At 60.4% G+C, this 23,919-nt stretch carries 21 protein-coding genes; 12 read left to right on the plus strand and 9 right to left on the minus strand.

The window, feature by feature from the left end; all coding sequences use genetic code 11:
* Positions 1-5: 5 nt before the first annotated feature.
* From LB533_RS04980 to LB533_RS04990, 3 genes are all read right to left on the minus strand, one after another.
* Entirely contained in the window at positions 6-788 is a 783-nt protein-coding gene (locus LB533_RS04980; protein ID WP_140495053.1) for an ATP-binding cassette domain-containing protein, read from the minus strand.
* Complete coding sequence (locus tag LB533_RS04985) at positions 785-1,846, minus strand: ABC transporter permease (protein WP_140494823.1); 1,062 nt, start codon at positions 1,844-1,846, stop codon at positions 785-787. Before LB533_RS04985 ends, LB533_RS04980 begins: the two co-directional genes overlap by 4 nt.
* A 155-nt stretch (positions 1,847-2,001) precedes the next feature.
* Entirely contained in the window at positions 2,002-3,057 is a 1,056-nt protein-coding gene (locus LB533_RS04990; protein WP_411910452.1) for a sugar ABC transporter substrate-binding protein, read from the minus strand.
* Between the two features lie 189 nt (positions 3,058-3,246).
* Between LB533_RS04990 and LB533_RS04995 the strand changes: the two genes are divergently transcribed.
* From LB533_RS04995 to LB533_RS05010, 4 genes are all read left to right on the plus strand, one after another.
* Positions 3,247-4,473 carry an ROK family protein gene (locus LB533_RS04995; protein ID WP_224676796.1) on the plus strand — a complete coding sequence of 409 codons (1,227 nt, stop codon included), beginning with the start codon at positions 3,247-3,249 and terminating at the stop codon, positions 4,471-4,473.
* Positions 4,474-4,920 carry an RbsD/FucU family protein gene (locus LB533_RS05000; RefSeq protein ID WP_140638723.1) on the plus strand — a complete coding sequence of 149 codons (447 nt, stop codon included), beginning with the start codon at positions 4,474-4,476 and terminating at the stop codon, positions 4,918-4,920. It abuts the gene before it with no gap.
* Positions 4,917-5,840, plus strand: a complete 924-nt coding sequence (locus tag LB533_RS05005) for a carbohydrate kinase family protein (protein ID WP_224676797.1) — start codon at positions 4,917-4,919, stop codon at positions 5,838-5,840. Before LB533_RS05000 ends, LB533_RS05005 begins: the two co-directional genes overlap by 4 nt.
* Before the next feature lie 495 nt (positions 5,841-6,335).
* A complete protein-coding gene (locus LB533_RS05010) occupies positions 6,336-7,478 on the plus strand; it encodes a DegT/DnrJ/EryC1/StrS family aminotransferase (RefSeq protein WP_224676798.1) in 1,143 nt (380 codons plus the stop codon).
* Between the two features lie 13 nt (positions 7,479-7,491).
* Here LB533_RS05010 and cysQ read toward each other — a convergent pair whose 3' ends face one another.
* From cysQ to LB533_RS05030, 4 genes are all read right to left on the minus strand, one after another.
* The gene (gene cysQ / locus LB533_RS05015; RefSeq protein WP_224676799.1) at positions 7,492-8,283 is read right to left on the minus strand and encodes a 3'(2'),5'-bisphosphate nucleotidase CysQ; all 792 of its coding nucleotides are present in this window, start codon (positions 8,281-8,283) and stop codon (positions 7,492-7,494) included.
* Positions 8,284-8,293: 10 nt separating this feature from the next.
* Positions 8,294-10,231: a sulfate adenylyltransferase subunit CysN gene (gene cysN, locus LB533_RS05020; RefSeq protein WP_181169313.1), complete on the minus strand. Its 1,938-nt coding sequence runs from the start codon at positions 10,229-10,231 to the stop codon at positions 8,294-8,296.
* Positions 10,232-10,233: 2 nt separating this feature from the next.
* On the minus strand, positions 10,234-11,139 hold the full coding sequence (cysD, locus tag LB533_RS05025) for a sulfate adenylyltransferase subunit CysD (protein WP_140638718.1): 906 nt from the start codon (positions 11,137-11,139) through the stop codon (positions 10,234-10,236).
* Positions 11,140-11,482: 343 nt separating this feature from the next.
* Complete coding sequence (locus tag LB533_RS05030; RefSeq protein WP_224676993.1) at positions 11,483-11,674, minus strand: hypothetical protein; 192 nt, start codon at positions 11,672-11,674, stop codon at positions 11,483-11,485.
* A gap of 46 nt (positions 11,675-11,720) precedes the next feature.
* On the opposite strand from LB533_RS05030, the gene LB533_RS05035 reads away from it, so the two are divergent.
* Entirely contained in the window at positions 11,721-12,899 is a 1,179-nt protein-coding gene (locus tag LB533_RS05035) for an O-antigen ligase family protein (protein ID WP_224676982.1), read from the plus strand.
* Positions 12,900-12,916: 17 nt separating this feature from the next.
* The gene (locus LB533_RS05040) at positions 12,917-13,864 is read left to right on the plus strand and encodes an NAD-dependent epimerase/dehydratase family protein (protein WP_224676800.1); all 948 of its coding nucleotides are present in this window, start codon (positions 12,917-12,919) and stop codon (positions 13,862-13,864) included.
* Here LB533_RS05040 and LB533_RS05045 read toward each other — a convergent pair.
* Both LB533_RS05045 and LB533_RS05050 read right to left on the minus strand, forming a co-directional pair.
* Positions 13,852-14,391: a sugar transferase gene (locus tag LB533_RS05045; protein ID WP_224676983.1), complete on the minus strand. Its 540-nt coding sequence runs from the start codon at positions 14,389-14,391 to the stop codon at positions 13,852-13,854. The genes LB533_RS05040 and LB533_RS05045 overlap by 13 nt on opposite strands.
* Positions 14,392-14,611: 220 nt before the next feature.
* Positions 14,612-16,594 (minus strand): nucleoside-diphosphate sugar epimerase/dehydratase, encoded by a 1,983-nt coding sequence (locus LB533_RS05050; RefSeq protein WP_224676801.1) that lies wholly within the window; start codon positions 16,592-16,594, stop codon positions 14,612-14,614.
* 541 nt (positions 16,595-17,135) lie between these two features.
* On the opposite strand from LB533_RS05050, the gene LB533_RS05055 reads away from it, so the two are divergent.
* The 6 genes from LB533_RS05055 (at position 17,136) to LB533_RS05080 (ending at position 23,805) form a co-directional block, all read left to right on the plus strand.
* Positions 17,136-18,569, plus strand: a complete 1,434-nt coding sequence (locus tag LB533_RS05055; protein ID WP_224676802.1) for a phosphomannomutase — start codon at positions 17,136-17,138, stop codon at positions 18,567-18,569.
* On the plus strand, positions 18,566-19,981 hold the full coding sequence (locus LB533_RS05060) for a mannose-1-phosphate guanylyltransferase/mannose-6-phosphate isomerase (protein WP_224676803.1): 1,416 nt from the start codon (positions 18,566-18,568) through the stop codon (positions 19,979-19,981). Before LB533_RS05055 ends, LB533_RS05060 begins: the two co-directional genes overlap by 4 nt.
* Positions 19,982-20,061: 80 nt before the next feature.
* On the plus strand, positions 20,062-21,147 hold the full coding sequence (gene gmd, locus LB533_RS05065) for a GDP-mannose 4,6-dehydratase (protein WP_224676804.1): 1,086 nt from the start codon (positions 20,062-20,064) through the stop codon (positions 21,145-21,147).
* A gap of 3 nt (positions 21,148-21,150) precedes the next feature.
* Positions 21,151-22,251, plus strand: a complete 1,101-nt coding sequence (locus LB533_RS05070; protein WP_224676805.1) for a DegT/DnrJ/EryC1/StrS family aminotransferase — start codon at positions 21,151-21,153, stop codon at positions 22,249-22,251.
* A gap of 67 nt (positions 22,252-22,318) precedes the next feature.
* Complete coding sequence (locus tag LB533_RS05075; protein WP_263487354.1) at positions 22,319-23,056, plus strand: ABC transporter permease; 738 nt, start codon at positions 22,319-22,321, stop codon at positions 23,054-23,056.
* Positions 23,053-23,805, plus strand: coding sequence for an ABC transporter ATP-binding protein (locus tag LB533_RS05080; RefSeq protein WP_224676807.1), 753 nt, complete (start codon positions 23,053-23,055; stop codon positions 23,803-23,805). The genes LB533_RS05075 and LB533_RS05080 overlap by 4 nt, the downstream gene beginning before the upstream one ends.
* Positions 23,806-23,919 lie beyond the last annotated feature (114 nt).

Genomic DNA, 23,919 nt, shown 5'->3' on the forward strand with positions numbered 1-23,919 from the left:
GCAGTTCAGGCGGCCAGCGCCGCCTCCGGCGGCGTCTTTGCCCCGGTCATGAAGGCGACGGCATCGGACATTGTATGTTGTTTGGGATCGATGACGCACAGCCGACGACCCAGCCGATGGATGTGGATCCGGTCTGCCACTTCGAAGACATGGGGCATGTTGTGCGAGATCAGCACGATCGGCAGGCCCCGCTTCTTCACGTCGAGGATGAGTTCCAGCACGCGGCGGCTTTCCTTGACGCCAAGTGCTGCCGTCGGCTCGTCCATGATGACCATCTTAGAGCCGAAAGCGGCGGCGCGCGCCACTGCCACGCCCTGACGCTGGCCGCCCGACAGCGTCTCCACCGCCTGGCTGATGTTCTGGATGGTCATCAGGCCGAGTTCAGTCAGCTTGTCGCGGGCGCGCTTTTCCATCGCCGGACGGTCGAGCATGCGAAGCCATTGGCCCACAAAGCCGGGCTTGCGGATCTCGCGGCCGAGAAACATGTTGTCGGCGATCGACAGCGCCGGCGACAGCGCCAGGTTCTGGTAGACGGTTTCGATGCCGGCTTCGCGGGCCTCCATGGGCGACTTGAAGGCGACCGGTTTGCCCTCAAGCCGGATTTCGCCTTCATCGGGCACGACAGCGCCTGAAATCGCCTTGATGAGCGACGACTTGCCGGCGCCGTTGTCGCCGATAACAGCGAGGATTTCGCCGGGGTAGAGGTCGAAATCGGCATTGTCCAAGGCGGTGACGCGGCCGTAGCGCTTGACCAGTCCACGAGCGGTGAGGATAGGGTCCTGGGTCATGCCGAAACCTTTCTGATCCATTGATCGACCGCCACGGCGCCGATGATCAGCACGCCGGTGAGCAGCACCTTCCATTGCGGATCGGCGCCCAGCATGTTGAGGCCCATGGAGACGACACCGACGATCATCGCGCCGAACAGCGTGCCGAGGATCGAGCCGCGGCCGCCGAAAAGAGAAATACCGCCGATCACCGTGGCGGTGATCGCCTGCAGATTGTAGTCGGTCACGGCGGCCGACGGCGAGATCGACCCATTGCGGCCGATGGAGACCCAGGCGGCGAAAGCGGCGATCAGCCCGGCCAGGGTATAGACCGTCATGAGCACCTTCTTGGTCTGGATACCCGACAGTTTCGCCGCCTCCTGGTCGTCGCCGACAGCGTAGACATGGCGGCCCCATGCCGTGTGATTGAGCACGTACCAGAGGAGCAGCACGAGCGCGACCATCGCAATCACGCCGGCCGTCAGCACAGCGGTGCCGACCTTGAAGCTGAGCGCGAACAGATGCAGCAGCGGCGCCTGAACGTCGACATCGGTGTCGCGGATCGTCTCATTGGCCGAATAGATGAAGTTCGTCGCCATGACGATGTTCCAGGTGCCGAGCGTCACGATGAATGGCGGCAGTTTCATGTAGGCGACAAGCACCCCGTTGAGCAGCCCGCAGGCAGCACCCGCGGCAAGTCCGATCGCCACGGCAAGGACGCTCGGCAGGCCGTAGCTGACGGCGCAATTGCCCATGATCACGGCCGAAATCACCATGATGACGCCAATCGAAAGGTCGATGCCGGCCGTGAGGATGACCAGGGTCTGGGCGGCACCCAGAATGCCGACGATGGCGATCTGCTGCAGGATCAGCGTCAGCGTGTAGGACGAGAAGAAACGCCCGCCAATGGTGAGGCCGAACACGATGATCGCCAGGACCAGAACGATCAGCGGCACCGCGGCCGGCGTCGAATGCAGAAAATGCTGGATGCGTCTGACCGCCGATTTATGCTCGTCAAACGCGGCAACGCTCGTGTCGCTGCCCGAGAGAACCTTCTCGAATTCCTGAGCTTGAGACATGTTTCCTCCCCGTAGGGTATCAGCCACGCGGCGACACCCGTCCACGCCTTTCCGGTCTCCTGCCGGGATTGTTCGCGGTCACGCGACCATCGTCCACCCGAAGCGGCCGGGGATCAAGTCCGGCCGCTCCGTTTTTCGTGCCAGTCAGACCGGCATCAGCCCCAGCACTTGGCGAGGCCTTCCTTGGTGTCGATGGACTTAACGCCATTGGCCGGCTTGTCGGTCACCAGATTGACGCCGGTGTCGAAGAAGTTCTTGCCTTCGGTCGGCTTCGGCTTGGTGCCGTCCTTGGCGAAGTTGGCGATGGCCTCGATGCCGAGCGCCGCCATCTGCAGCGGATATTGCTGCGATGTCGCGCCGATGACGCCTTCGGCCACCGACTTCACGCCGGGGCAGCCGCCATCGACGGAGACGATCAGCACCTGGCTTTCCAGGCCGACGGCCTTGAGTGCCTGATAGGCGCCGACCGCGGCCGGCTCGTTGATGGTGTGGATGACGTTGATGGTGTTGTCCTTCTGCAGAAGGTTCTCCATCGCCTTGCGGCCGCCCTCCTCATTGCCGTTGGTGACGTCATGGCCGACGATGCGCGCGTCATCCTCGTCGCCGATCTTGTTGGGATCCTTCACGTCGATGCCGTAGCCCATCATGAAGCCCTGGTCGCGCAGCACGTCCACGGTCGGCTGCGAGGGGGTCAGGTCGAGGAAGCCGATCTTGGCGTCCTTGGCCTTGTCCCCCAGCGTCGCGGCGGCCCAGGCGCCGATCAGCTTGCCGGCCTCCAGATTGTCGGTGGCGAAGGTCGCGTCGGCGGCGTCGATTGGATCGAGCGGCGTGTCGAGCGCGATCACCAGCAGGCCGGCGTCACGCGCCTTCTTCACCGTCGGCACGATGCCCTTGGTGTCGGACGCGGTGATGAGGATGCCCTTGGCGCCGTCGGCGATGCAGCTCTCGATCGCCGCGACCTGGCTTTCGCTGTCGCCGTCGATCTTGCCGGCATAAGTCTTGAGGTCGACACCAAGCTCCTTGGCCTTGGCGGTCGCACCCTCCTTCATCTTGACGAAGAAGGGATTGGTGTCGGTCTTGGTGATCAGGCAGGCGCCGACACCGGCCGCGGATGCGGACGAGGCGAATGCCATCAGGCCCAGAGCAGCCGCCGCAAAAACGGTGGACTTCAACAGTTTTGTATTGGTCACGATTTCCTCCCAGTGGAACATTTCAGATGCCGGCCAACCGGCACCCCTCCGGCATCCAAGCAACCTCTCCCGGTACGGATGCCTGCCTCAAATGACACCAGACCAATCTTTCTGTCAATAATTAAATCACTCTTATTTATTATTGACAGCCTTGCGCCGTTCGCACATTCTGCCCCAAAAGCATCGAGGGGAAATAACGGGAGGAACAGGGTGGAGACGGCCATTGCCAGGCATGGTTCGCCCGAGGCGAATGAGAGCCTTATTCACCGCGGCACCAACCAGAGCGGCATGCGGGACCACAATGAGCGGCTGGTGCTGTCGCTGGTGCGCCAGCATGGCAGCCTGGCGAAGTCCGACATCGCCCGCATGACCGGACTGTCGGCGCAAACCGTCTCCGTCATCATGCGCGAGCTCGAGGAGGAAAGCCTGCTGCTGCGGCAGGCGCCGCTGCGCGGCAAGATCGGCCAGCCCTCCATCCCCATGGCGCTCAATCCCGAGGGCGCGTTCTTCATCGGCCTGAAGATCGGCCGCCGCAGCGCCGAACTCGTGCTGATCGATTTCCTCGGCAATGTACGTTCGATGCTGCAGCATTCCTACCGCTACCCTGCCCCGCGCGAGACGGTGGAATTCGCCACATCAGGCATGAAGAAGATGCGTGGCGAGCTTTCGCCCGCGCAGGACAAGCGCATAGCGGGGCTCGGCATCGCCATGCCGTTCGAGCTCTGGAACTGGGCCGATACCGCCGGCGCGCCGCGCGACGTCATGGACGAATGGCGCCATCGCGATATCCGCGCGGAGATCCAGGCGCAATGCGATTTTCCGGTCTATCTGCAGAACGACGCCACTTCGGCCTGCGGCGCGGAGCTGGTCTTCGGCCAGGCAGGCGCCCCGCGTGATTTCGTCTATTTCTATATCGGCGCCTTTGCCGGCGGCGGCATCGTCCTCAACGGGCGGCTCTTTGGCGGTCCGACCGGCAACGCCGGCGCGCTGGGCTCCATGCCGGTGCCCGGACCGGAGGGAAAGCCGACCCAATTGATCGACGTGGCCTCGATCGCCATGCTCGAAAAAGCGCTCAATGCGCGGGGCGTCGAGGCGTCGCATCTGTGGACGTCGCCCGAGGACTGGGGCGAGATCGGCGCCGAGCTCGACGACTGGATCACAAACGCCTCGCGGGCGCTCGCTTATGCCATAGTCGCGGCGTCGTCCGTGATCGACTTCGAGGCGGCGGTGATCGACGGCTGGATGCCGACGCAGGTGCGCCGCAGGCTGGTCGACGCGGTCATCGCAACCATCGACACGATCGATGCCGAGGGATTGAAACTGCCAAACGTCCGCGAAGGCACCGTCGGTATTCACGCGCGCGCTCTCGGGGGCGCCAGCCTGCCACTATCCGAGCGCTTCCTGATCGGTTCGACCACGATTTCCAGGAGCATCTGAATGCTGATCGGAATTCCGGCGCTGCTCGGTCCGGAGCTTCTGGCGATCCTGCGCGCGATGGGGCATGGCGACGAAATCGCCCTGGTCGATGGAAACTACCCGGCCGAAGAGCAGGCAAGGCGGCTGGTGCGGGCCGACGGCCACCATCTCATGCCGGTGCTGGACGCCATATTGAGCGTGCTGCCCGTCGATGACGTCGTGCCAGAGGCGCTGTTTCGCGCCTCGGCCAAAGGCGACCCTTCGCTCGCCGATCCCGTGCATCATGAAATTGAAGTGCTGTGTGCAAAACGCGCGCCGGGGCGCAAGGTGGTTGCGCTGGCCGGTGCCGACTTCTATGCACGCGTCAGGGCCGCGCACGCCATCGTCGCGACCAGCGAACCCAGGCTCTACGCCAACATCATCATCCGCAAGGGCGTGATCCATCCGCCGGAGACGACAAGACAATGATCCTTTGCTGCGGCGAGGCCCTGATCGATATGCTGCCGCGCACGACGACGGAGGGAGAACGGGCCTTCGCACCCTATGTCGGCGGCGCGGTGTTCAATACCGCCATTGCGCTCGGCCGGCTGGGCGCTCCTGCCAGCTTCTTCTCGGGCCTGTCGTCGGACCTGTTCGGCGGCCAGCTCCGCGAAGCGCTCGGGGCGAGTAAGGTCAGTTCCACCTATGCGCACACTTCGCCCCGGCCGACGACGCTCGCCTTCGTGCGGCTGAACGATGGCCAGGCAACCTACACTTTTTACGACGAGAACACCGCCGGGCGCATGCTGACCGTCGAGGATCTGCCGCAACTCGGTCCGGAGATCGAGGCCATGCTGTTCGGCGCCATCAGCCTTATTTCGGACCCGGCGGGGGCCGCCTACGAGGAATTGATGAAGCGCGAGCATGGTCGTCGCGTCATGATGCTCGACCCCAACATCCGGCCGAACTTCATCCCGGACAAGGCAAAGCATCTGAAGCGTATTCGCGAGATGATGGCGATGGCCGATATCGTGAAACTCTCGGATGAAGATCTTCACTGGTTCGACGAAGCCGGCTCGCACGAGGATGTCGTGCGCAACTGGCTCGACCGCGGCCCCAAGCTGATCGTCGTGACCCATGGCGCCGAAGGCGCCGTCGGTTACACCAGGGATCACATGGTCAGCGTGACGCCGCAAAAAGTCGAGGTAGTCGATACGGTCGGCGCCGGTGATACGTTCAATGCCGGCATCCTCGCCTCCCTGCACGAACAAGGCCTGCTGACGAAGACGGCAACCTCCGGGCTATCGCAGGACGCTATCCGCAAGGCGCTGGTGCTTGGTGCCAAGGCAGCCGCTGTAACCGTGGCGCGGGCCGGCGCCAATCCGCCCTGGCGGCATGAGGTCGCCTGAGTAGCGCTCCAGGGCAACGAATCCGAATTAACGGGTTCCTTCGAACCTTCCCCGGCGCGCTGTTGATGAAGCATTAAAGGAAAACCCGCCTGTGCCGCGGGTCCCTGGCGCAACTCAGCACCATGACTAGATTTCTACCATAGCTGCCTTCACCCAGTCAAGAAAAAATTCCTATCCTCGGATAGCGGCGCACAGAGGACTGGCCGTTCTCAGGCCTTGGCTGACCCAAGTTCGAGCCTCGGTAAGGCCCAACATGGATTGAGCCGGTCGATCACTTTATGTTTCGCAGGGTCGACTCTGGGGTTCTAAGGCCGTAATTGCGCCCGACGAAGCGCGGATTTCCGGCGTCTGGCTGACCGACACCGGGAAGATGCGGTAACAGGCTGCCACGACCAGGCAATTTGCCGCTCCGCGCGCCCGGCTTTCTCGGCAGGCGCAATTCTGATACCAGCGGGCCGAGGCTAGACCGCTTGGTTAAAATCGTTTGAGGACGACATGCAGTTCATCGATCTTGGCGCACAGCGCGAACGAATCCGCGACCGGCTGAAGGCAGCGATCGACCATGTCGTTGAGGACGGCCGCTATATCCTCGGTCCCCAGGTAGCCGAATTCGAGAAAAAGCTCGCCGCCTATGTCGGCGTCAAGCATGTCGTGGCCTGCGCCAACGGCACCGACGCACTGCTTTTGCCGCTGTTTGCTGCCGGGATCGGCCCGGGCGATGCCGTGTTCGTGCCGAGCTTCACCTTTGCCGCCACAGCGGAAGTGGTAGCGCTGGCCAAGGCCGAGCCGGTGTTCGTCGACGTCGATCCCAACACCTACAATATCGATATCGCCAGCCTCCAGGCGGCGATCGCGATGATCAAGAACGAAGGCCGGCTGAAGCCCAGGGCGATCATTCCGGTCGACCTCTTCGGCCTTGCCGCCGACTACGATGCCATCATGGCGATCGCCGACCGGGAAGGCCTGATGGTGATCGAGGATGCCGCCCAGTCGATGGGCGGTTCGGCGGACGGCAAGATGTGCGGGTCGTTCGGCACGGTCGGCTCGACCAGTTTCTATCCAGCGAAGCCGCTCGGCTGCTACGGCGACGGTGGAGCGATGTTCACCAACGACGATGCCTTGGCCGACAAGCTGCGCTCCTTCGCCTTCCACGGCAAGGGCGAGACCCAATATGACAACATCCGGGTCGGCATCAATTCACGGCTCGACACGCTGCAGGCCGCGATCCTGATCGAAAAACTCGCCATTCTCGAGGACGAGATGGTTGCCCGGCAAATGGTGGCGAACCGTTATGCCGAAGGGCTTGGCGATGTCGTGACGGCAGCCCGCAACCTGGACGGCAGCCGCTCGGCCTGGGCGCAATACGCCATCGAGACGCCCAAGCGCGACGGGCTGAAGGCTCATCTCGGCGAAAAAGGCATTCCGTCGGTCATCTACTATGTGAAGCCGCTGCACGAGCAGATCGCCTATCGCGACTATCCGAGAACGCCGACCGGCCTTGCCGTATCCGAGCAATTGCCCAAGCGCATCCTGTGCCTACCGATGCACCCCTATCTCAGCGAAGCCGATCAGGACCGGATCATCGAGACAATCCGCAACTATGTCGGATCGAACTCGGCGCAGGCTGCGGCCGAGTAGTCAGCAACCAATATCAGGCGGGGCCCGCCCCTGCCCGGCCGCTGGCGATGAAATGCGGATTGGCGAAATCCGCATCGCCGTCCTGGTTTCGCTTGCCATACATCAAGGGCTGTCCGTCCAGCGTGCGCGTGATGCCGCCGGCGGCGCGCAGCACGGCATCGCCGGCTGCGGTATCCCACTCCATGGTACGACCGAAGCGCGGATAAATGTCCGCCTCGCCATTGGCGACCAGACAGAATTTCAGCGACGAGCCGACAGAGACGATCTCAGCGACGCCTAGGTCGCGAATATAGGCTTCGGTTTCGGGCGTGTTGTGGGAGCGGCTCGCAACCACAGCCAGCGGCGTCGCAGCCGCTCTCACCGAAATCGGCCGGCGAGAAGCGATGCGGTAGTCGCCATCCATTTCGAGGGATTCCGCCCTCCCCGGCAGCCCGGAAAAGAAGCGCCCCGTGCAGGGTGCGAAGACGACGCCGACTTCGGGCACGCCATGACGGACAAGCGCGATGTTGACGGTGAAATCGGTGCGGCGGTTGACGAATTCTTTGGTGCCGTCCAGCGGATCGATCAGAAAGAAAGCCCCGTCCAGGTCCGGCGGCACGATGCCGGCGGATGCTTCCTCCTCGGCCACGCAGGGAATGTCGGGAAAGGCGGCACGCAATCCGGCCAGAATGATCTTCTCGCTCTCGCGGTCCGCCTCGGTCACCGGCGAGGAATCTGATTTCTGGTCGACCGCGCAGCCGGCGTGGAACACACGCATGACCTCGCGGCCGGCCGCCAAAGCGAGCCCCTCGAAAATTTCGAGCATCGACCTGTCGTCAGATGCCGCCGCCATTGTCGTATTGGTCTTCGGCAATGTCACGCTCGTTCAGCCAGTGTTCCAGGGCATCTACCATCTCCTCGGCCGATTTGCCGAGTGTCTTCAGATGGATTTCCGGTTTTTCCGGCGCTTCGTAAGGCGAGTCGACACCGGTGAAGTTCTTGATCTCGCCATTGAGCGCGCGGGCGTAGAGTCCTTTCGGGTCACGCCTGGCGCATTCCTCGAACGGCGTGTCGACGAACACTTCGACGAACTCGCCTTCGGCCATCAATTCGCGGGCCATGCGCCGCTCGGCGCTGAAGGGCGAAATGAAGGAAACGATGACGATCAGCCCTGCATCGGCCATGAGGCGGGCCACTTCGGCGACGCGGCGGATGTTTTCGACGCGGTCGGCGTCGGTAAAGCCGAGATCGCGGTTGAGGCCGTGGCGGACATTGTCGCCGTCGAGAATGTAGGTATGGCGCCCGGAGGCGAACAGCTTCTTCTCGAACAGGTTGGCGATGGTCGATTTGCCCGAGCCCGACAGCCCGGTGAACCAGAACACGGCGGGCCGCTGGTTCTTGATGTCCGCACGTACCCGCTTGCCGACATCGAGCGATTGCCAATGGATGTTCTCGGCACGGCGCAGCGAATGCAGGATCATGCCGGCGCCGACCGTGGCGTTGCTGATGCGGTCGATCAGGATAAAGGCGCCTGTTGTACGGTTCTCGGCGAAGGTGTCGAAAGCGATCGGCGTGCGCGTCGAGATGTTGCAGATGCCCACTTCGTTCATCTCGAGCGACTTGGCAGCTTCACGGGCAAAGTCGTTGACATTGACCCGGTATTTCAGATCGGTGACGGTGACGCTGGTCTGGTCGGTCTCGGTGCGCAGGATATAGGAGCGGCCCGGCAGCAGCGCATGTTCGTCGAACCAGACGATGTTGGCGGCGAACTGGTCGGCAACCTGCGGGCGTGCGGCAGGCGCCACCAGCATGTTGCCCCGGGAAATCTCGACCTCGTCATCGAGGACAAGCGTGATGGCCTGGCCGGCGACCGCCTGGGCAAGATCGCCGCCCTGCGCGACGATGCGCCTGACGCGGGAGGATTTGCCCGACTTGGCGACGACGACCTCGTCGCCTTGCGAGATCGCGCCCGAGGCGATCGTTCCGGCGAAGCCGCGAAAATCGAGATTGGGACGGTTGACGTACTGCACCGGAAAACGGAACGGCAACTCGGCCGCGGCCTCGTCGACCGAGACGGTTTCGAGATGTTCGATCAGCGTCGGGCCGGAATACCATTCCATCCTGTCGGAGCGGCCGGTGACGTTGTCGCCGTAGCGCGCCGACATCGGGATCGGCACGATGGTCTCAAAGCCGAGATCGCGCGAAAATTGCAGATAGTCCTGCGTGATCCGGTCGAAGACCGCCTGGTCGAAATCGACGAGATCGATCTTGTTGACGGCCAGCACGATATGGCGGATGCCGAGCAGCGAGGCGATGATCGAGTGGCGCCTGGTCTGACGCAGCACGCCTTGCCGCGCATCGATCAGCACGATCGCCAAGTCGGCGGTGGAGGCGCCGGTGGCCATGTTACGCGTGTACTGCTCGTGGCCGGGCGTGTCGGCGACAATGAATTTGCGCTTTGGCGTGGCGAAGAAGCGATAGGCGACGTCGATGGTGATGCCCTGCTCGCGCTCGGCTTCGAGACCGTCGACCAGCAGTGCGAAGTCGATGTCGTCGCCGGTCGTTCCGTGCTTGCGCGAATCGCGTTCGAGCGCGGCGAGTTGGTCCTCGAAAATCTGCTTGGTGTCGGAGAGCAGACGGCCAATCAGCGTCGACTTGCCATCGTCGACGGAGCCGCAGGTGAGAAAGCGCAGCAGCGATTTCTTCTCCTGCGCCGCCAGATAGTCGCGGACGCCGTCGGTAGGTGCGAGGCTCTTTGCCATGATGTGGCGCATGGTCAGAAATACCCCTCGCGCTTCTTCTTTTCCATCGAGCCGGCTTCGTCCCGGTCGATCAGGCGGCCTTGCCGTTCGGAGGTGCGCGCGGTCAGCATCTCGCCGACGATAGCCTCCAGCGTGTCGGCTTCCGATTCGATGGCGCCGGTCAGCGGGTAGCAGCCGAGCGTGCGGAAGCGCACCAGCCGATTCTCGATCGTCTCACCGGGGCGCAATTTCATGCGATCGTCGTCCTTGAGGATGAGCATGCCGTCGCGTTCGACGACCGGCCGCTGCTTGGCGAAATAGAGCGGCACGATCGGGATGTTCTCCTGCAGGATGTACTGCCAGATGTCGAGCTCGGTCCAGTTGGACAGCGGAAAGACGCGGATCGATTCACCCGTGGCGATGCGGGTGTTGAATATCTTCCACATTTCGGGGCGCTGGTTCTTCGGATCCCAGACATGCTGGGCGTTGCGGAAGGAAAAGATGCGCTCCTTGGCGCGCGACTTTTCCTCGTCGCGGCGGGCGCCGCCAAAGGCGGCATCGAAACCGTATTTGTCGAGCGCCTGGCGCAGCGCCACGGTCTTCATCACATGGGTGTGCGTGTTCGAGCCATGATCGAACGGATTGATGTTGTCGCGCACACCATCCTGGTTGACGTGAACCAGGAGATCGAAGCCGAGTTTTTGCGCCATCTGATCGCGAAAGGCGATCATCTCGCGAAATTTCCACGTCGTGTCGACATGAAGGAACGGAAAAGGCGGCTTGGCGGGATAGAACGCCTTCATCGCCAGGTGCATCAGCACGGACGAATCCTTGCCCACGGAATAGAGCATGACCGGCTTGGCGAAGGCGGCCGCGACTTCACGGAATATGTGGATTGACTCGGCCTCAAGCCGCTGCAGGTGCGTAAGCGCTGTTGTCATGGCCTGTCTAGCGTTCTCTCGTGCCTTCCGACAGAAGACCTGGCATCAAATCATCGGGCTTCACGCCCGGTTCAAGCTTGCTTCTGGACAATGTTATTCTTGCGGGCGTTCTAGCAGATCGCCGCTGCCCAGAACAATGCAAGACGCGCCTGGCAAGGAGCGGTTCGGGAATGAATTTTCCATCCATGCACCAAAATCCGGAAATTCCTGCTTATCACGCCGGCGGCTGAGAAAATGCGGGGGAAAAAATTGCTTGATGAAAAGTACGCGGTCTTCGCCGCGCCCAATCCGATCGTCTGCCAGCGGCTGCCGATTTTCGGTGGCAATCGGCCTTGATGCACTTTCAGAAAAAGACCCAAGCCGCTATACCGGCCCCTGAAAGCGGGCAGATGCACGATGCGACACGGGCAATTTCGGCAGGGCTATGTTCGCCGCCGTCAGACAATCCGCCGTATGAAGCGTCCGAGAATGGTGAGCCGCCCTTGAGCCAGCTTTCATCGATAAGACGGCAGTTCTCGCCCTCGCGGATCAACATCTATTTTTCCATCGCTTGCTTCTTTTTTCCACCGGTCCTGGGGTCGGTGGTGAGCTTCGTATTCAACGGCGGCGGCCTGTGGTCGGTTCTTTTGATCGCCTCGAAAAAGAGGCGTTTCAACATCGACCGGGCGATGATGGCGCTCACGGTCGCGATCTATGCCTATTGCGCGGCAAATCTCCTGGCTTCGCTCGCCAACAACACAGTTGTCAGGGATGCGCCGCATCTGATCCCGCTCGTCACCTTCCTGTTTTTCCCCCTCTCCTATTCAACCTGGAGCATTACGCAGAAAACAACCCTTGTCCGGATCATAATCCTCAGCAGCATGGCCGCCTGTTTCGTCGCGCTGCTGTTGGCGATCATCCAGCAATATTGGATCGGGATGAGGGCGGAGGGCGGAGCGGGAAATGCGATCGTGTTCGCCACGGTCGTCTGCCTTGCAGTGATGGCCTGCGTGGCCGGTGCCCTGTCGGGCATCGAAAAACACAAGAGTGCGCTGATCTGCGCAGCGCTCGGCGGAACGATCGCCATCATCTATTCCGGCACGCGCATCATCTGGCTGGCGCTGCTGATTGCCGGCATCGCCGTGCTGCTGATCAACCAGCATAGGCTGAAAGGGAAGAATGCCGTCCGTCTGCTGCTTCTGCTGGGGGCAATCGGCGTCGCGGTCGCCGCTATCGGCTTCCATACGATCTCCGACAGATTCGATTTTCTGCGCTCTGATTGGGACGCGCTTGGGGCGCACGGCAATTCCGACACCTCGCTTGGAATACGTGTTGCCCTCTGGGACATCGGCCTGAAGGCATTCCGCGACATGCCCTTGTTCGGACACGGAGTGGGTGCCAACCAGCTCTTGATCAGGCAGGGCTTCCAAGACCTGTTCGCGAAAACAGCAGGTTTCAATCATTTCCACAATGGCTTCCTGACGGCATTGGTACAGGCGGGCATTCTGGGCGCCGTGACTTTGGCGGCGATCTTTGTCGTCGCCGGCAGAAACGCCGCCCTGGTCCTGCGCAACAGCGCCGACCCGATCGAGCGCTTTGGCGCCACCATGGTCGTCGTCCTGGTGATCACCTATCTGACGGCCGGAATGACAGGCATCCTGATCGGCCAAGACATCCTGGATTCGGTGTTCATGGTCTTCCTGGTGTCCGGGACCTATCTTGCGTCGGGCCGCCAGGCCCCGCTGCCGGAAGAGATGCCACATCCGCCAGTCACGCAATAACGGCTCCGGGCAAGGCAATGAAGGTCTTGGTCACAGGCGCATCGGGCTTCATCGGACGTCTCGTCGTGCAAAGGCTTTGCGAGGCAGGCGTGGAGGTTCGCCTCGCCTCGCGCTATCCCGAAAGGCTCGGTTCGGGCAGCGACATCGTCGCCTTGCCGCGTTTCGATGCGCCGGCCAAGGCCTTCCTTGCCGTCACCCGCGATGTCACGGACGTCGTTCATTGCGCCGGCCTGAACAATGATCAAGGCGGTGCCACCGAAGCCGACTACCGAGCCGCCAACGCGGAACTGAGCGCGCGGCTGGCGCATGCGGCTGCCATGCAGGCAAGCGGACGTTTCATCCAACTGTCATCGGTCCGGGCCGTGATCGGCGCCCGTGTCAGCGCCACGATCGACGAGCATACGATCCCCGATCCGCAATGCGCCTACGGGCGCTCGAAACGCGAAGGCGAGATCAGGGTTCTGGACGCCTATGCATCGCGCGGCCGCGCCGACGCCGCCGTGCTGCGCCTGCCTGCCGCCTACGCAAGCGGCATGAAAGGCAATCTGGCAATGCTGATGCGCCTGGCCGATACGAGCCTGCCGCTGCCGACAGGTATCCTGACAGGAACCCGCTCGCTGGTGTCGGCCGACGCAGCGGTGCAAGCCGTGCGGCATTTGTTGGCTCATCCGGGGCCGCTTAGCCCTGCCTATATAGCCAGCGACGTGCCTCCGGTGTCGATGGCGGCCGTCGTAAGCGCCTTCCGTAAGGGACTTGGGCGGCCGGCGCGCCTGGCTGCCGTACCGGCCAGCCTGATGCGGATGGCCGCGGTGGCGCTAGGCAAGCGGGCGTTTTGGGAGAGCATGACGGCGACACAGATATGCGACCCTTCCCTGCTCATCTCGCAGGGCTGGCTGCCGGAAACAGCGACGCTTGATCGTCTAAGCGAAATCGCGGCGCGCAGCAGGCAAGCTCAACCTGGATAAATCGTCGCGAGCAGGATGCGAAGATCAAGACCGATCGACGCGACCTTGAGATAGTCGGCATCGGTTTCGGCCAATAGGGCCGGGTCCGACATGTCGATGCCCTTGACCTGAGCCAGGCCGGTGATGCCGGGAAGCGCCGATGAAACGCCCAGCCGTCGGCGGCACTCGATCAGCTCGGTTTGCGTCGGCAGACAGGGACGCGGTCCGACCAAGCTCATCTCGCCCTTCAGAACATTCCAGAACTGCGGCAGCTCATCGAGCTTGAACTTCCGCAGGGTCTTTCCAGCCGGCGTCACGGCATTCGCCGGCGCCTCGTGCGAAGGCAAGGATGGCGTGCCGACATACATCGTGCGCAATTTGTGACAGCGAAAGAGCACGCCATCGCGGCCAACCCGCGTTTGAGAAAAGATGGCCGGACCGGGCGACGATATACGAACAGCCAGGACAGCGAGCGCCAGGACGGGTGACGTGACCAGGAGCAGCAGCGCCGCGCCGGCAAAATCGAAGATTTGCTTGGCTGTCTTCATGAACCGCCGATAGTGCTCGTTGCCAAAACCAAAGACGAAAATACGAATCCGCTCGACGTAGCATGAGGCTATCGCTCGACCAAGCTCGACCCCTCGCCTGCTCAGATGCGCCCGCAGAGGAATGCCAACCAGAGCCCCGGGGCCCCGGAGGGTCCGCCGATAAATGCCGCTCTTGCGCAGACTGCTCAAGCGCCGAAGAAGGCCGGGGTCTTTTGAAGCATCAGTTCGCCTGCCCGGCGGCTTTCGGGATCACGGCCTCAGGCACGTCCCCTCTTACTTTCTTGGTATGGTCAAGACCCGCAAGCACTGCGAGCGAGGATGCCTTGTCCTGGCTCTTCACGGATTGCTGCAGGGCCGCAAGCGCCGCCTGGACATCGGACCATTCCGCGACATCGGTGCTCAGGCCAAAAATCTTGGAAATGCCGAGTTCGACCAGTTCCTCATCCTCACCATGCAACGTTTCATGGAGTTTTTCACCCGGCCGGATTCCGGTGAAGCGAATGGGGATGTCCGTGTATGGGCTTTTTCCGGACATGCGGATCATCGTCTCGGCAACTTCGAGGATCGGCACCGGTTTGCCCATGTCGAGCATGTAGACGGCGTAGTCGTCGCCGGCTTGCCGCGAAGCGGCATCGGCCGCCGACATGATGACGAGGTCGACGGCTTCGGCCACGGTCATGAAATAGCGCGTCATGCGCCGGTCGGTTATGGTGACCGGACCTCCGGCCTCGATCTGGGCCTGGAATATGGTTGCGACCGAGCCATTGCTGCCAAAGACATTGCCGAACCGAACGGCTATGAACTTGGTGGCAGGGCGCCGTGCGCCGGGCTCGCCGGCGGGCGTTTCATGCAAGGCGCTGACGATCTGTTCGGCCGCCCGCTTCGTCAGGCCCAGCACGGATGTCGGGTCCACGGCCTTGTCGCTCGACACAAGCACGAATTGCTTGACGCCGCATTTGGCGGCAACCTCGGCACAGACAAGCGTTCCGAAGACATTGGTCTGGATGGCCGAATCCCAGTTTTCCTCGAGCAAAGGCACATGCTTCAGTGCTGCGGCGTGGAAAACGATGTCCGGCTTGAACTCGGTGACGACACGCGTCATCTGGCGCCGGTCGGCGACATCGACAATGCGGACCTTGAGGCGGTCGTGGTCCTTCTCTTCGACATATTGGCTCAACTGGAAAATGCCGAACTCGGAATTGTCGGCAACCAGCACCGCCTCCGCGCCCAGTTCCAGCGACCTCTTGACCAGGGTGCGGCCGATGGAACCGGCGCCGCCGGTGACCAGGACGCGCTTGCCGCCGACGAAGGCCCCGATGCGTTCGATGTCGGACGGAACCGTGGGGCGGCGCAGAATCGTTTCCATCTCGACCTCGTCGAGAACGAGCTTTCCTTCCTGACCAAGCTGCGAAAGCCCCGAGAACTGCACCACCGCTATGTCGCCTTGCCGGGCAACACGGACGAGCTCCGAATACTCCTCGATCTCATGTTCGGCGCCGCTGCCGAAAATCAGCAGGTCCAGGCTTGTCGTACCCTTGGCGTATTCTTCCAGCACCTCGATCAGGCGGGGGCGGGTGGCCACGACGGGAACGCCCTGGATCCGAGTGCCCTGCGGAACACCGTGCTCAATCGCCATAATCCCTGCAATTGAATACTCTACAGGCTGCGTCGTGCGCGTGAAACGGATGATTACGTCGGCCTCGCTCAGCCTGCCGACAAACACCGCTCGCTTGGTCGAAGCCTTGCCGCGACTCAGAATGCGCCAGCTCGCGCCGTCGCGAAAGAACCGGTAGAAAATCCGGGGCGCCGAGATGATAGTGAAAGAAACGAGGAAGAAGACGATGAACTGGCGCTCATTGAGGCCCGCCACCGGCTGAAAGGAACGAACAAAAAGCGAAACACAATAAAGAGTGATGGTCAGTATCGCGCAGCCCTTCAGGATGTTGAAGAAATCCGGCGTCGAGGCGAACCGCCACACAGTATTGTATAGGCCGCAATATCTGAATAACAGGTGACTAAGAATAATGATGCTCGCCCAGCAAGCGAAACCCGCTGGAGAGAACGCTTCGAACGATAGCCTCGACTGCGATAAAGTCAGGCTAAGCGCCACCGCCACCAAAACCATGGCGATGTCTTGAATCATGATGATGGCGCGACGCATTGTGGGCCGGAGTCCGGGTACAGCTTCTACATAGAATGTCATCGGACGGTACTGAACTCCAGGCGCGAAGACTTCAATACTAAAGTGGCTCTAGAGCGAATACCATCCGTCATCGGCGGCTTCTTTTTAGTACCAAATCTTCGGCCCCCGCCGCCTGTATCGCATAGCGTGGACTTGAAATCATCGCCAGAGATTTTTTCGTAGGTCGGCGGGTGAAGAGGAAGTCCGTTTGATCAAGATCTTGCATATCAACCCCAAAGAGCCCTGGAAGCCGGCAGCAACTCAGGATAGAGAGAAGGCGGGCCGGAGGGACCGTTTCAATCTTTTACCCTTTGCCGTGGCGGCGGTCTGCTCTCGATCTATGCGCCTATGGTTCCGCGGATATCAAGCGATTAGAGAATCGCCAGCAGCGCGATCGTGAGGCTATCTACTCGTGACGCCAAACGGCTATCACCTGTCGACGCGGCTGGGAATGCGCTGTGGGTAGCTGGAAGGAAAGGTGAACCGCTCGAAGCGATTTTGCGGTTGACAGCGAAGTCTGCTGCAATATGACGGTCTTCCCTTTACCAGCCAAAGCGAAGTGATGAAGTTTGGATCAAGTGGCCTGCGAGGGTTGGCTTCAGAATTAGTCGGGAAACCCAGCGGCCTTTATACGGAGGCTTTCGCTTGGCGTCTCGTTGCCGATGGGGTTCGATCGAAGGCCAAGGTGTTCGTAGGTCGCGACTTGCGCGATAGCAGTCCGACGATCGCCGCCAACTGCATGGCTGCCTTGGCGGCAAGTGGGTTTCAACCGATCGATTGCGGTGCCATCCCAACGCCAGCCTTGGCGTTGTATGCCGGGCAGCATGACGCAGCGGCGCTCATGGTTACGGGTTCGCACATCCCTGCGGACCGCAATGGCATCAAGTTCTACAGCCCGCGGGGCGAGATCACCAAGGCCGATGAAGCCGCTATGGCACACTATGCTGCCGAACGGCTAGACGCCTATTGCCCCCCGCCGCCAACAGGTACGGCTTTGCCGGGACATCACGACAATGCGATCGCCGCCTATCGCGCGCGCGCTAATGACATCTTGGAGCCTGGGTCCCTTTCGGGCCTGAGACTTGGCGTCTATCAGCACAGTTCGGTCGCGGCGGATCTTCTGGTGGAGGTTCTCCGATCCTTTGGCGCAGATGTGACACCTGTCGGGAAATCGGAGACCTTCGTACCCGTCGATACCGAAGCCGTTGACGAAACCACAATTGCAAAGTTCAAGGGATGGGCGCGAGAATTCCACCTCGACGCCATCGTGTCGACCGATGCCGATGCTGATCGGCCACTGATTGCCGACGAGAATGGCGACCTGTTTCGCGGCGACCTGATCGGCCTTGCCACGGCTTTGTTCCTGCGGGCTGACATCGTGGTGACGCCCGTGACTTCCAATTCAGGCATTTCGAACGCCTTCGGCTTTACGGTTCTGAGAACGAAGGTCGGATCTCCCTTCGTCGTCGAAGCCATGGAAGCCTCTTACCCCCCCGGGAAAATCGTTGTGGGCTTTGAAGCCAATGGTGGCGTTCTGTTGGGGTCGGACTGTTCGCTACACGGCAAGACACTGACGGCATTGCCGACACGGGATTCAATGCTCCCCATCCTGGCTGTCCTCGGAACGGTCGCGTCAACAAGAAAATCGCTGTCAGGTCTGCGCGCGTTGTGGAACCTTCCGGCCTGTGCAAGCGAACGCCTTGAGAATTTCCCAGTGGAGAGTTCGCGCAGCTTGATGCGTCGGCTCGCGGATCGGCCTGCACTGCAGCGATTTCTGGCCCCGTTCGGGACTGTTGCTGACGTTGACGAGACCGACGGCCTAAGGACAAAAATGGAAAACGGCGAGATCATCCATCTGCGGCCGTCCGGCAACGCGCCTGAACTTCGCTGTTATTCGGAGGCAGCAGACCCAGGCAGAGCGAGAGCGATTGTGGCGCTGACGCTCGAGAGGGCGCTGGCAATCGCATCCACAAACGAAGCAGAGGTCATTTCATGAAAGTGGTTCCCGTCATCATCAGCGGTGGAGCCGGATCGCGACTATGGCCTGCCTCCAGGCAATCGCACCCCAAGCCTTTTCTTAAAGTGGCGGACGGGCATTCGCTTATTCAGCACACAGTGCTACGCGCTGCTTCGATAGAAGGCGTCGTGGAACTCGTTGCTGTGACGTCCGGCGACCATCTCTTCCTCACGAAGGACGATTTCGACGAACTGGATTCGGTTGTGTTGCCGCGTACGTTTCTGCTCGAGCCGGAAGGCCGGGATACGGCCGCTGCCGTGGCGGCAGCAACCGTGCATGCCAAGGCAACGCAGGGCCCCGACGCTATCCTATGCGTCTTTCCGGCCGATCACATGATTGGCAATCTGCCCGCGTTTCTGGGTGTCATGGACCGGGCCATCGAGCATGCGAAGCAGGGGCGCATCGCCACGTTGGGCATCAGCCCGACCAGACCGGACACGGCATTCGGCTACATCGAAGCCGATGGTGAGAAAGTCGTCCGCTTCGTTGAAAAGCCGGATCTCGACACAGCCGAGGCCTATGTCGCCTCCAAACGCTTCTTCTGGAACGCGGGGATTTTCTGCTTCAGCGCGCAGCGCATGCTCGACGAGATGGCTTTGCATTGTCCCGAAGTGATCCAGGCGGTTTCCGCCAGTTATGAGAACGGCCGATTCAGTCAAGGTGAAGGCTTTGCCAAAATCGAACTCGCGCCCGAGCATTTTGGCTCCGCTCCGCGAATCTCTCTCGATCACGCGGTTATGGAGAAGGCAAGCAATCTTGCCGTGGTTCCTTGCGACATGGATTGGAACGACATCGGATCTTGGAACGCCATGGCCGATTTGATCGCTCCTGACGAAAGAGGCAATAGGCTGCGCGGCGATGTTCACATGGTCGACACCACCGGCAGCTATGTAAGTTCCGACAAGCGCGTCATCGGCACGGTGGGAGTCAGCGATCTGGTGATCGTCGATTCTCCCGACGCATTGCTTGTCGCCTCCCGCGACCGCGTCCAGGACGTCAAGAAGTTGTTCGAGGGCCTCAAGGCTTCCGGGCACGAGGCACATTTGATCCACAGCACCGTACATAGGCCGTGGGGCACCTATACGGTTCTGGAGGAAGGCGAGCGCTTCAAAATCAAACGCATCGAGGTGAAACCCGGCAGACGTTTGAGCCTGCAGATGCACTACCATCGCTCCGAGCACTGGGTCGTGGTCAGCGGCTCCGCGAAAATAGTCAACGGCGACCAGGAGCTGTTCCTGGCGACCAACGAGTCAACCTACATCCCCTGCGGTCATAAACACAGGCTGGAGAACCCAGGCCGGATTGACCTGGTGATCATTGAAGTGCAAAGCGGCGATTATCTCGGCGAGGACGATATCGTGCGTTTTGACGACGTATACGGCCGCGCCTGACAATCCATTGGCTCACGGTGCTAAGGACCGCAAAGCCTTAGGGGCTGGGCGGACACAAATCGGATACATCGAGAACATTGATGAAAAAAAAAGCACTGATAACCGGCATCACCGGGCAGGACGGCGCCTATCTGGCGGAACTCCTGCTGGAAAAGGGTTATTCCGTTCACGGCGTAAGGCGCCGCACATCCCTTTTTAATACGGATCGCATCGATCATTTATATCATGATCCGCATGAAAAGGGTGTAGATCTGACGTTGCATCATGGCGACCTGACTGACTCATCAAGCCTGATGAGGATTATTCAGCTCGTTCAGCCGGATGAGATTTATAATCTGGCGGCACAGAGCCACGTGGCCGTTTCGTTTGAGGAACCCGAATACACCGCAAATTCAGACGCTCTAGGAGCGTTGAGAATTTTGGAAGCCATTCGCATCCTCGGTTTGGCGCAGAAAGTCCGTTTCTACCAGGCATCCACCTCCGAGCTCTACGGGCTAGTGCAAGAGACACCCCAAACGGAAACCACACCTTTCTACCCGCGGTCTCCATATGCCGTGGCCAAATTGTATGCGTATTGGATTACCGTCAACTATCGCGAAGCATACGGTATCTACGCGTGCAACGGCATTTTGTTCAATCACGAGTCTCCGATGCGGGGCGAGACATTTGTGACGCGCAAGATTACGCGAGCCCTCGCGCGTATCAAGCTAGGCATCCAAGACAGACTCTACCTGGGCAATCTCGACTCCTTGCGCGACTGGGGGCACGCCAAAGACTACGTCGAGATGCAATGGCTTATGCTGCAGCAGGAGACGGCCGAGGATTACGTTATCGCAACCGGCGAGCAACACTCAGTGCGTGAGTTTGTGACCCTCGCGGCTGCGGAACTGGACATCCAAGTCCGGTGGGAGGGAAAGGGTGTCGACGAGAAGGGATATGACACGAATGGCCGGTGTATCGTGGCTGTGGATCCTGCCTATTTCCGGCCGACGGAAGTTGAAACCCTTCTTGGTGATCCCAGCAAAGCTCGAAGGAACCTTGGCTGGGAACCTAAGACCAAGTTTATTGATCTTGTGAAAGAAATGATCCGCGAGGACTTCAAGAGCGCGCAACGCGAACAGCTCCTTACGGAGCATGGTTATCAACTCTTCACCCGCAAAGAATAAACTGTGAGAAAAATTCCAGTATACGAGCCGCACCTCGGCGGAAACGTGTCGGCATATGTCAATGAGTGCCTGACGACAGGTTGGATCTCCTCGCGCGGAGCTTTCATATCCCGGTTTGAAAAGGCGTTCGCAGAGTATGTCGGCGCTCAACAAGCGACAAGCGTAGCAAACGGCACCGTAGCCATCCACCTTGCTTTGGTTGCATTGGGCATCGGTCCCGGCGACGAGGTCATCGTTCCAAGCTTCACCTACATAGCGTCGGTCAACACCATTTTGCAGACCGGCGCGACGCCGGTCTACGTCGATTCGTTGGAAGACACGCTGCAGGTGGATCCGCAAGCAATACGTGACGCTATAACCCCGAGAACCCGCGCGGTCATGGCGGTGCATTTATATGGCCATCCTTGTGATATGGATGCGATCTCGGCCCTTTGTCGCGATCACGAGCTTTTGCTCATCGAGGACTGCGCGGAAGGCTTCGGAACCCGCTGGCGGGGTCAGCACGTCGGCACGTTCGGCGATGTTGCCACTTTCAGTTTCTTCGGGAACAAGACAATCACAACCGGCGAAGGCGGAATGGTACTGGCGCGATCGACTGATGTGATGGACAAGTGCCGGCGCCTGAAAAGCCAAGGTGTCTCGCCGACCCGCGAATACTGGCACGACATGCTCGCCTACAATTATCGGATGACCAATATCCAGGCGGCGATCGGGCTTGCCCAGCTCGAGGTGGCTGAAGAGATCATCAAACGCAAGCAGCAGATTGCAGAGATATACCGGACCCGACTGTCCCGGCTTCCATTGAGGACCCACGATCCCGTCGGCGACGTTAGTCACTCGCACTGGATGTGTTCGATTATCGTTGATCAAGTCGAGGATCGAGATCAGCTGCGTGCCCATCTTGCCGACGATGAAATCGAGACGCGCCCCTTTTTCCCCTTGGCCAGCCACATGCCGTACTGTTATTCCGACCAGACGTTCCCGATTGGCGACAGCGTGAGCAAGCGTGGCATTAATCTGCCGAGCTATCCCGGACTGACCGAGGAACAGTTGAACCGCATATGTTCTTCGATCATCGGTTACTTCGAGGATCGACCGCGGTGACGTTGCGTTAAGGAAATGGCCTGTGAACGAGTATCTTAGGGGCATTTGGGCCGCGCGATATTTTTGGATGCATCTCGCGATGTCGGACCTGCGCGGGCGCTGGAGAAGATCCTTCTTCGGTGTCCTGTGGTCGATTATCCAGCCTCTGGGCCTAACGATCCTGATCTCCATCGTATTCAGTCGCATTTTCGATTCCGCGATCTCGGAATATGCGCCCTACATTCTCTCCGGGGTCATCATCTGGGAGTACATCGTCTTTAATGTAAGTGGAGGCGCATTGGCTTTCGTCCAAGCCGACGCATACATCAAGCAGACACGTCACCCGTTAGCGATATATACGCTTCGAAACGTCATTTCCGGACTTATAGTGCTTGCCCTGGCCAGCATCAGTCTCATCGGCTGGGTGCTTGTCGTCATGCCGCAGAATTTCGGCTGGTCTTGGGTTGCCGCCCTCACGATATTCCCGATCATCGGTCTGATTGTCTGGCCGTGGGCGACGATAATGGCATATTTTTCTGCCCGTTTTCGCGATCTGCCGCATGCGCTTGGCCTGATATTGCAAGCCGTATGGTTTGTCTCACCAATCTATTTCGAGACGTCGGTGTTCCGCAAAGGCAATTTGCATGTCCTGCTGGACTACAATCCGATCTATCACCTCCTCCAGATCGTACGCGCTCCACTCCTGCATGGTGAATGGCCCGTCGCTGCCAATTACCTGTGGTGCTTCGGGACTATCGCAGTGCTCATGCTGATCGCAGCACTCGTGGGCAGGTCCGCCGAAAAGAGGGTGATCTTCTACCTATGACAAACCGGATTCACCTCGAGTCGGTAAACCTCCATTACGCATCCGTGGGCTTCAGCGAGCGGTCGCTGAAATCCATGCTGGCGTCGCTGGCGACGTTGAACGGAGGAGGCAAGAAGATCGTCGACATCCACGCATTGAAGGATGTTAGTCTGGACATTGGTCCCGGCGAACGTGTTGGCCTTTTAGGACACAATGGGGCCGGCAAGAGCACGTTCCTCAAGATGGTGGCAGGCTTATACCCGACATCTTCCGGAAAGCGCGTGGTCGAGGGAACCGTCCGGTCTTTGTTCGACCTGAGTTTGGGTTTCGAGCCTGATGCCACCGGCCGGGAGAACATCCTGTATCGCGGACTTCTCCTCGGTCTCTCGCCCAAATTCATGCGCTCGATAGAAGACGAAGTTGTCGCCTTTGCCGATATCGGGGAGTTTATCGACTATCCGATCAAAACCTATTCCGCCGGCATGCAGGTGCGCCTCGCCTTCGCGATTTCGACAGCGGTCGGCGGCGACATTCTCCTCCTCGACGAGGTGATCGGTGCCGGTGATGCGAATTTTATGGGAAAAGCGCGCAAACGCATCCTGGATCTTGTCGAGCAAGCGGAGATTCTGTTGCTCGCTTCACATGACTTTGGCACGCTGAGCTCAATTTGTGAGCGAGGTGTTGTTTTTCATCACGGAGTCGTCGCTTTTGACGGCGCAATAGGGCCCGCGATCAAGGCATACAAAAAAGTGAATGGATTGGCGCAGTGATATCGATGCCCACCCAATCTGCCTTGATCGGCGTTCATCCACGGGGTCCGGTAGCATGAGATTGGATAGCACACCTCGAGTCATGTGGATTCTAAATCACACTTCCGCACGAGC

The sequence above is a fragment of the Mesorhizobium sp. BR1-1-13 genome (assembly GCF_020165515.1).
Lineage (GTDB): Bacteria > Pseudomonadota > Alphaproteobacteria > Rhizobiales > Rhizobiaceae > Mesorhizobium.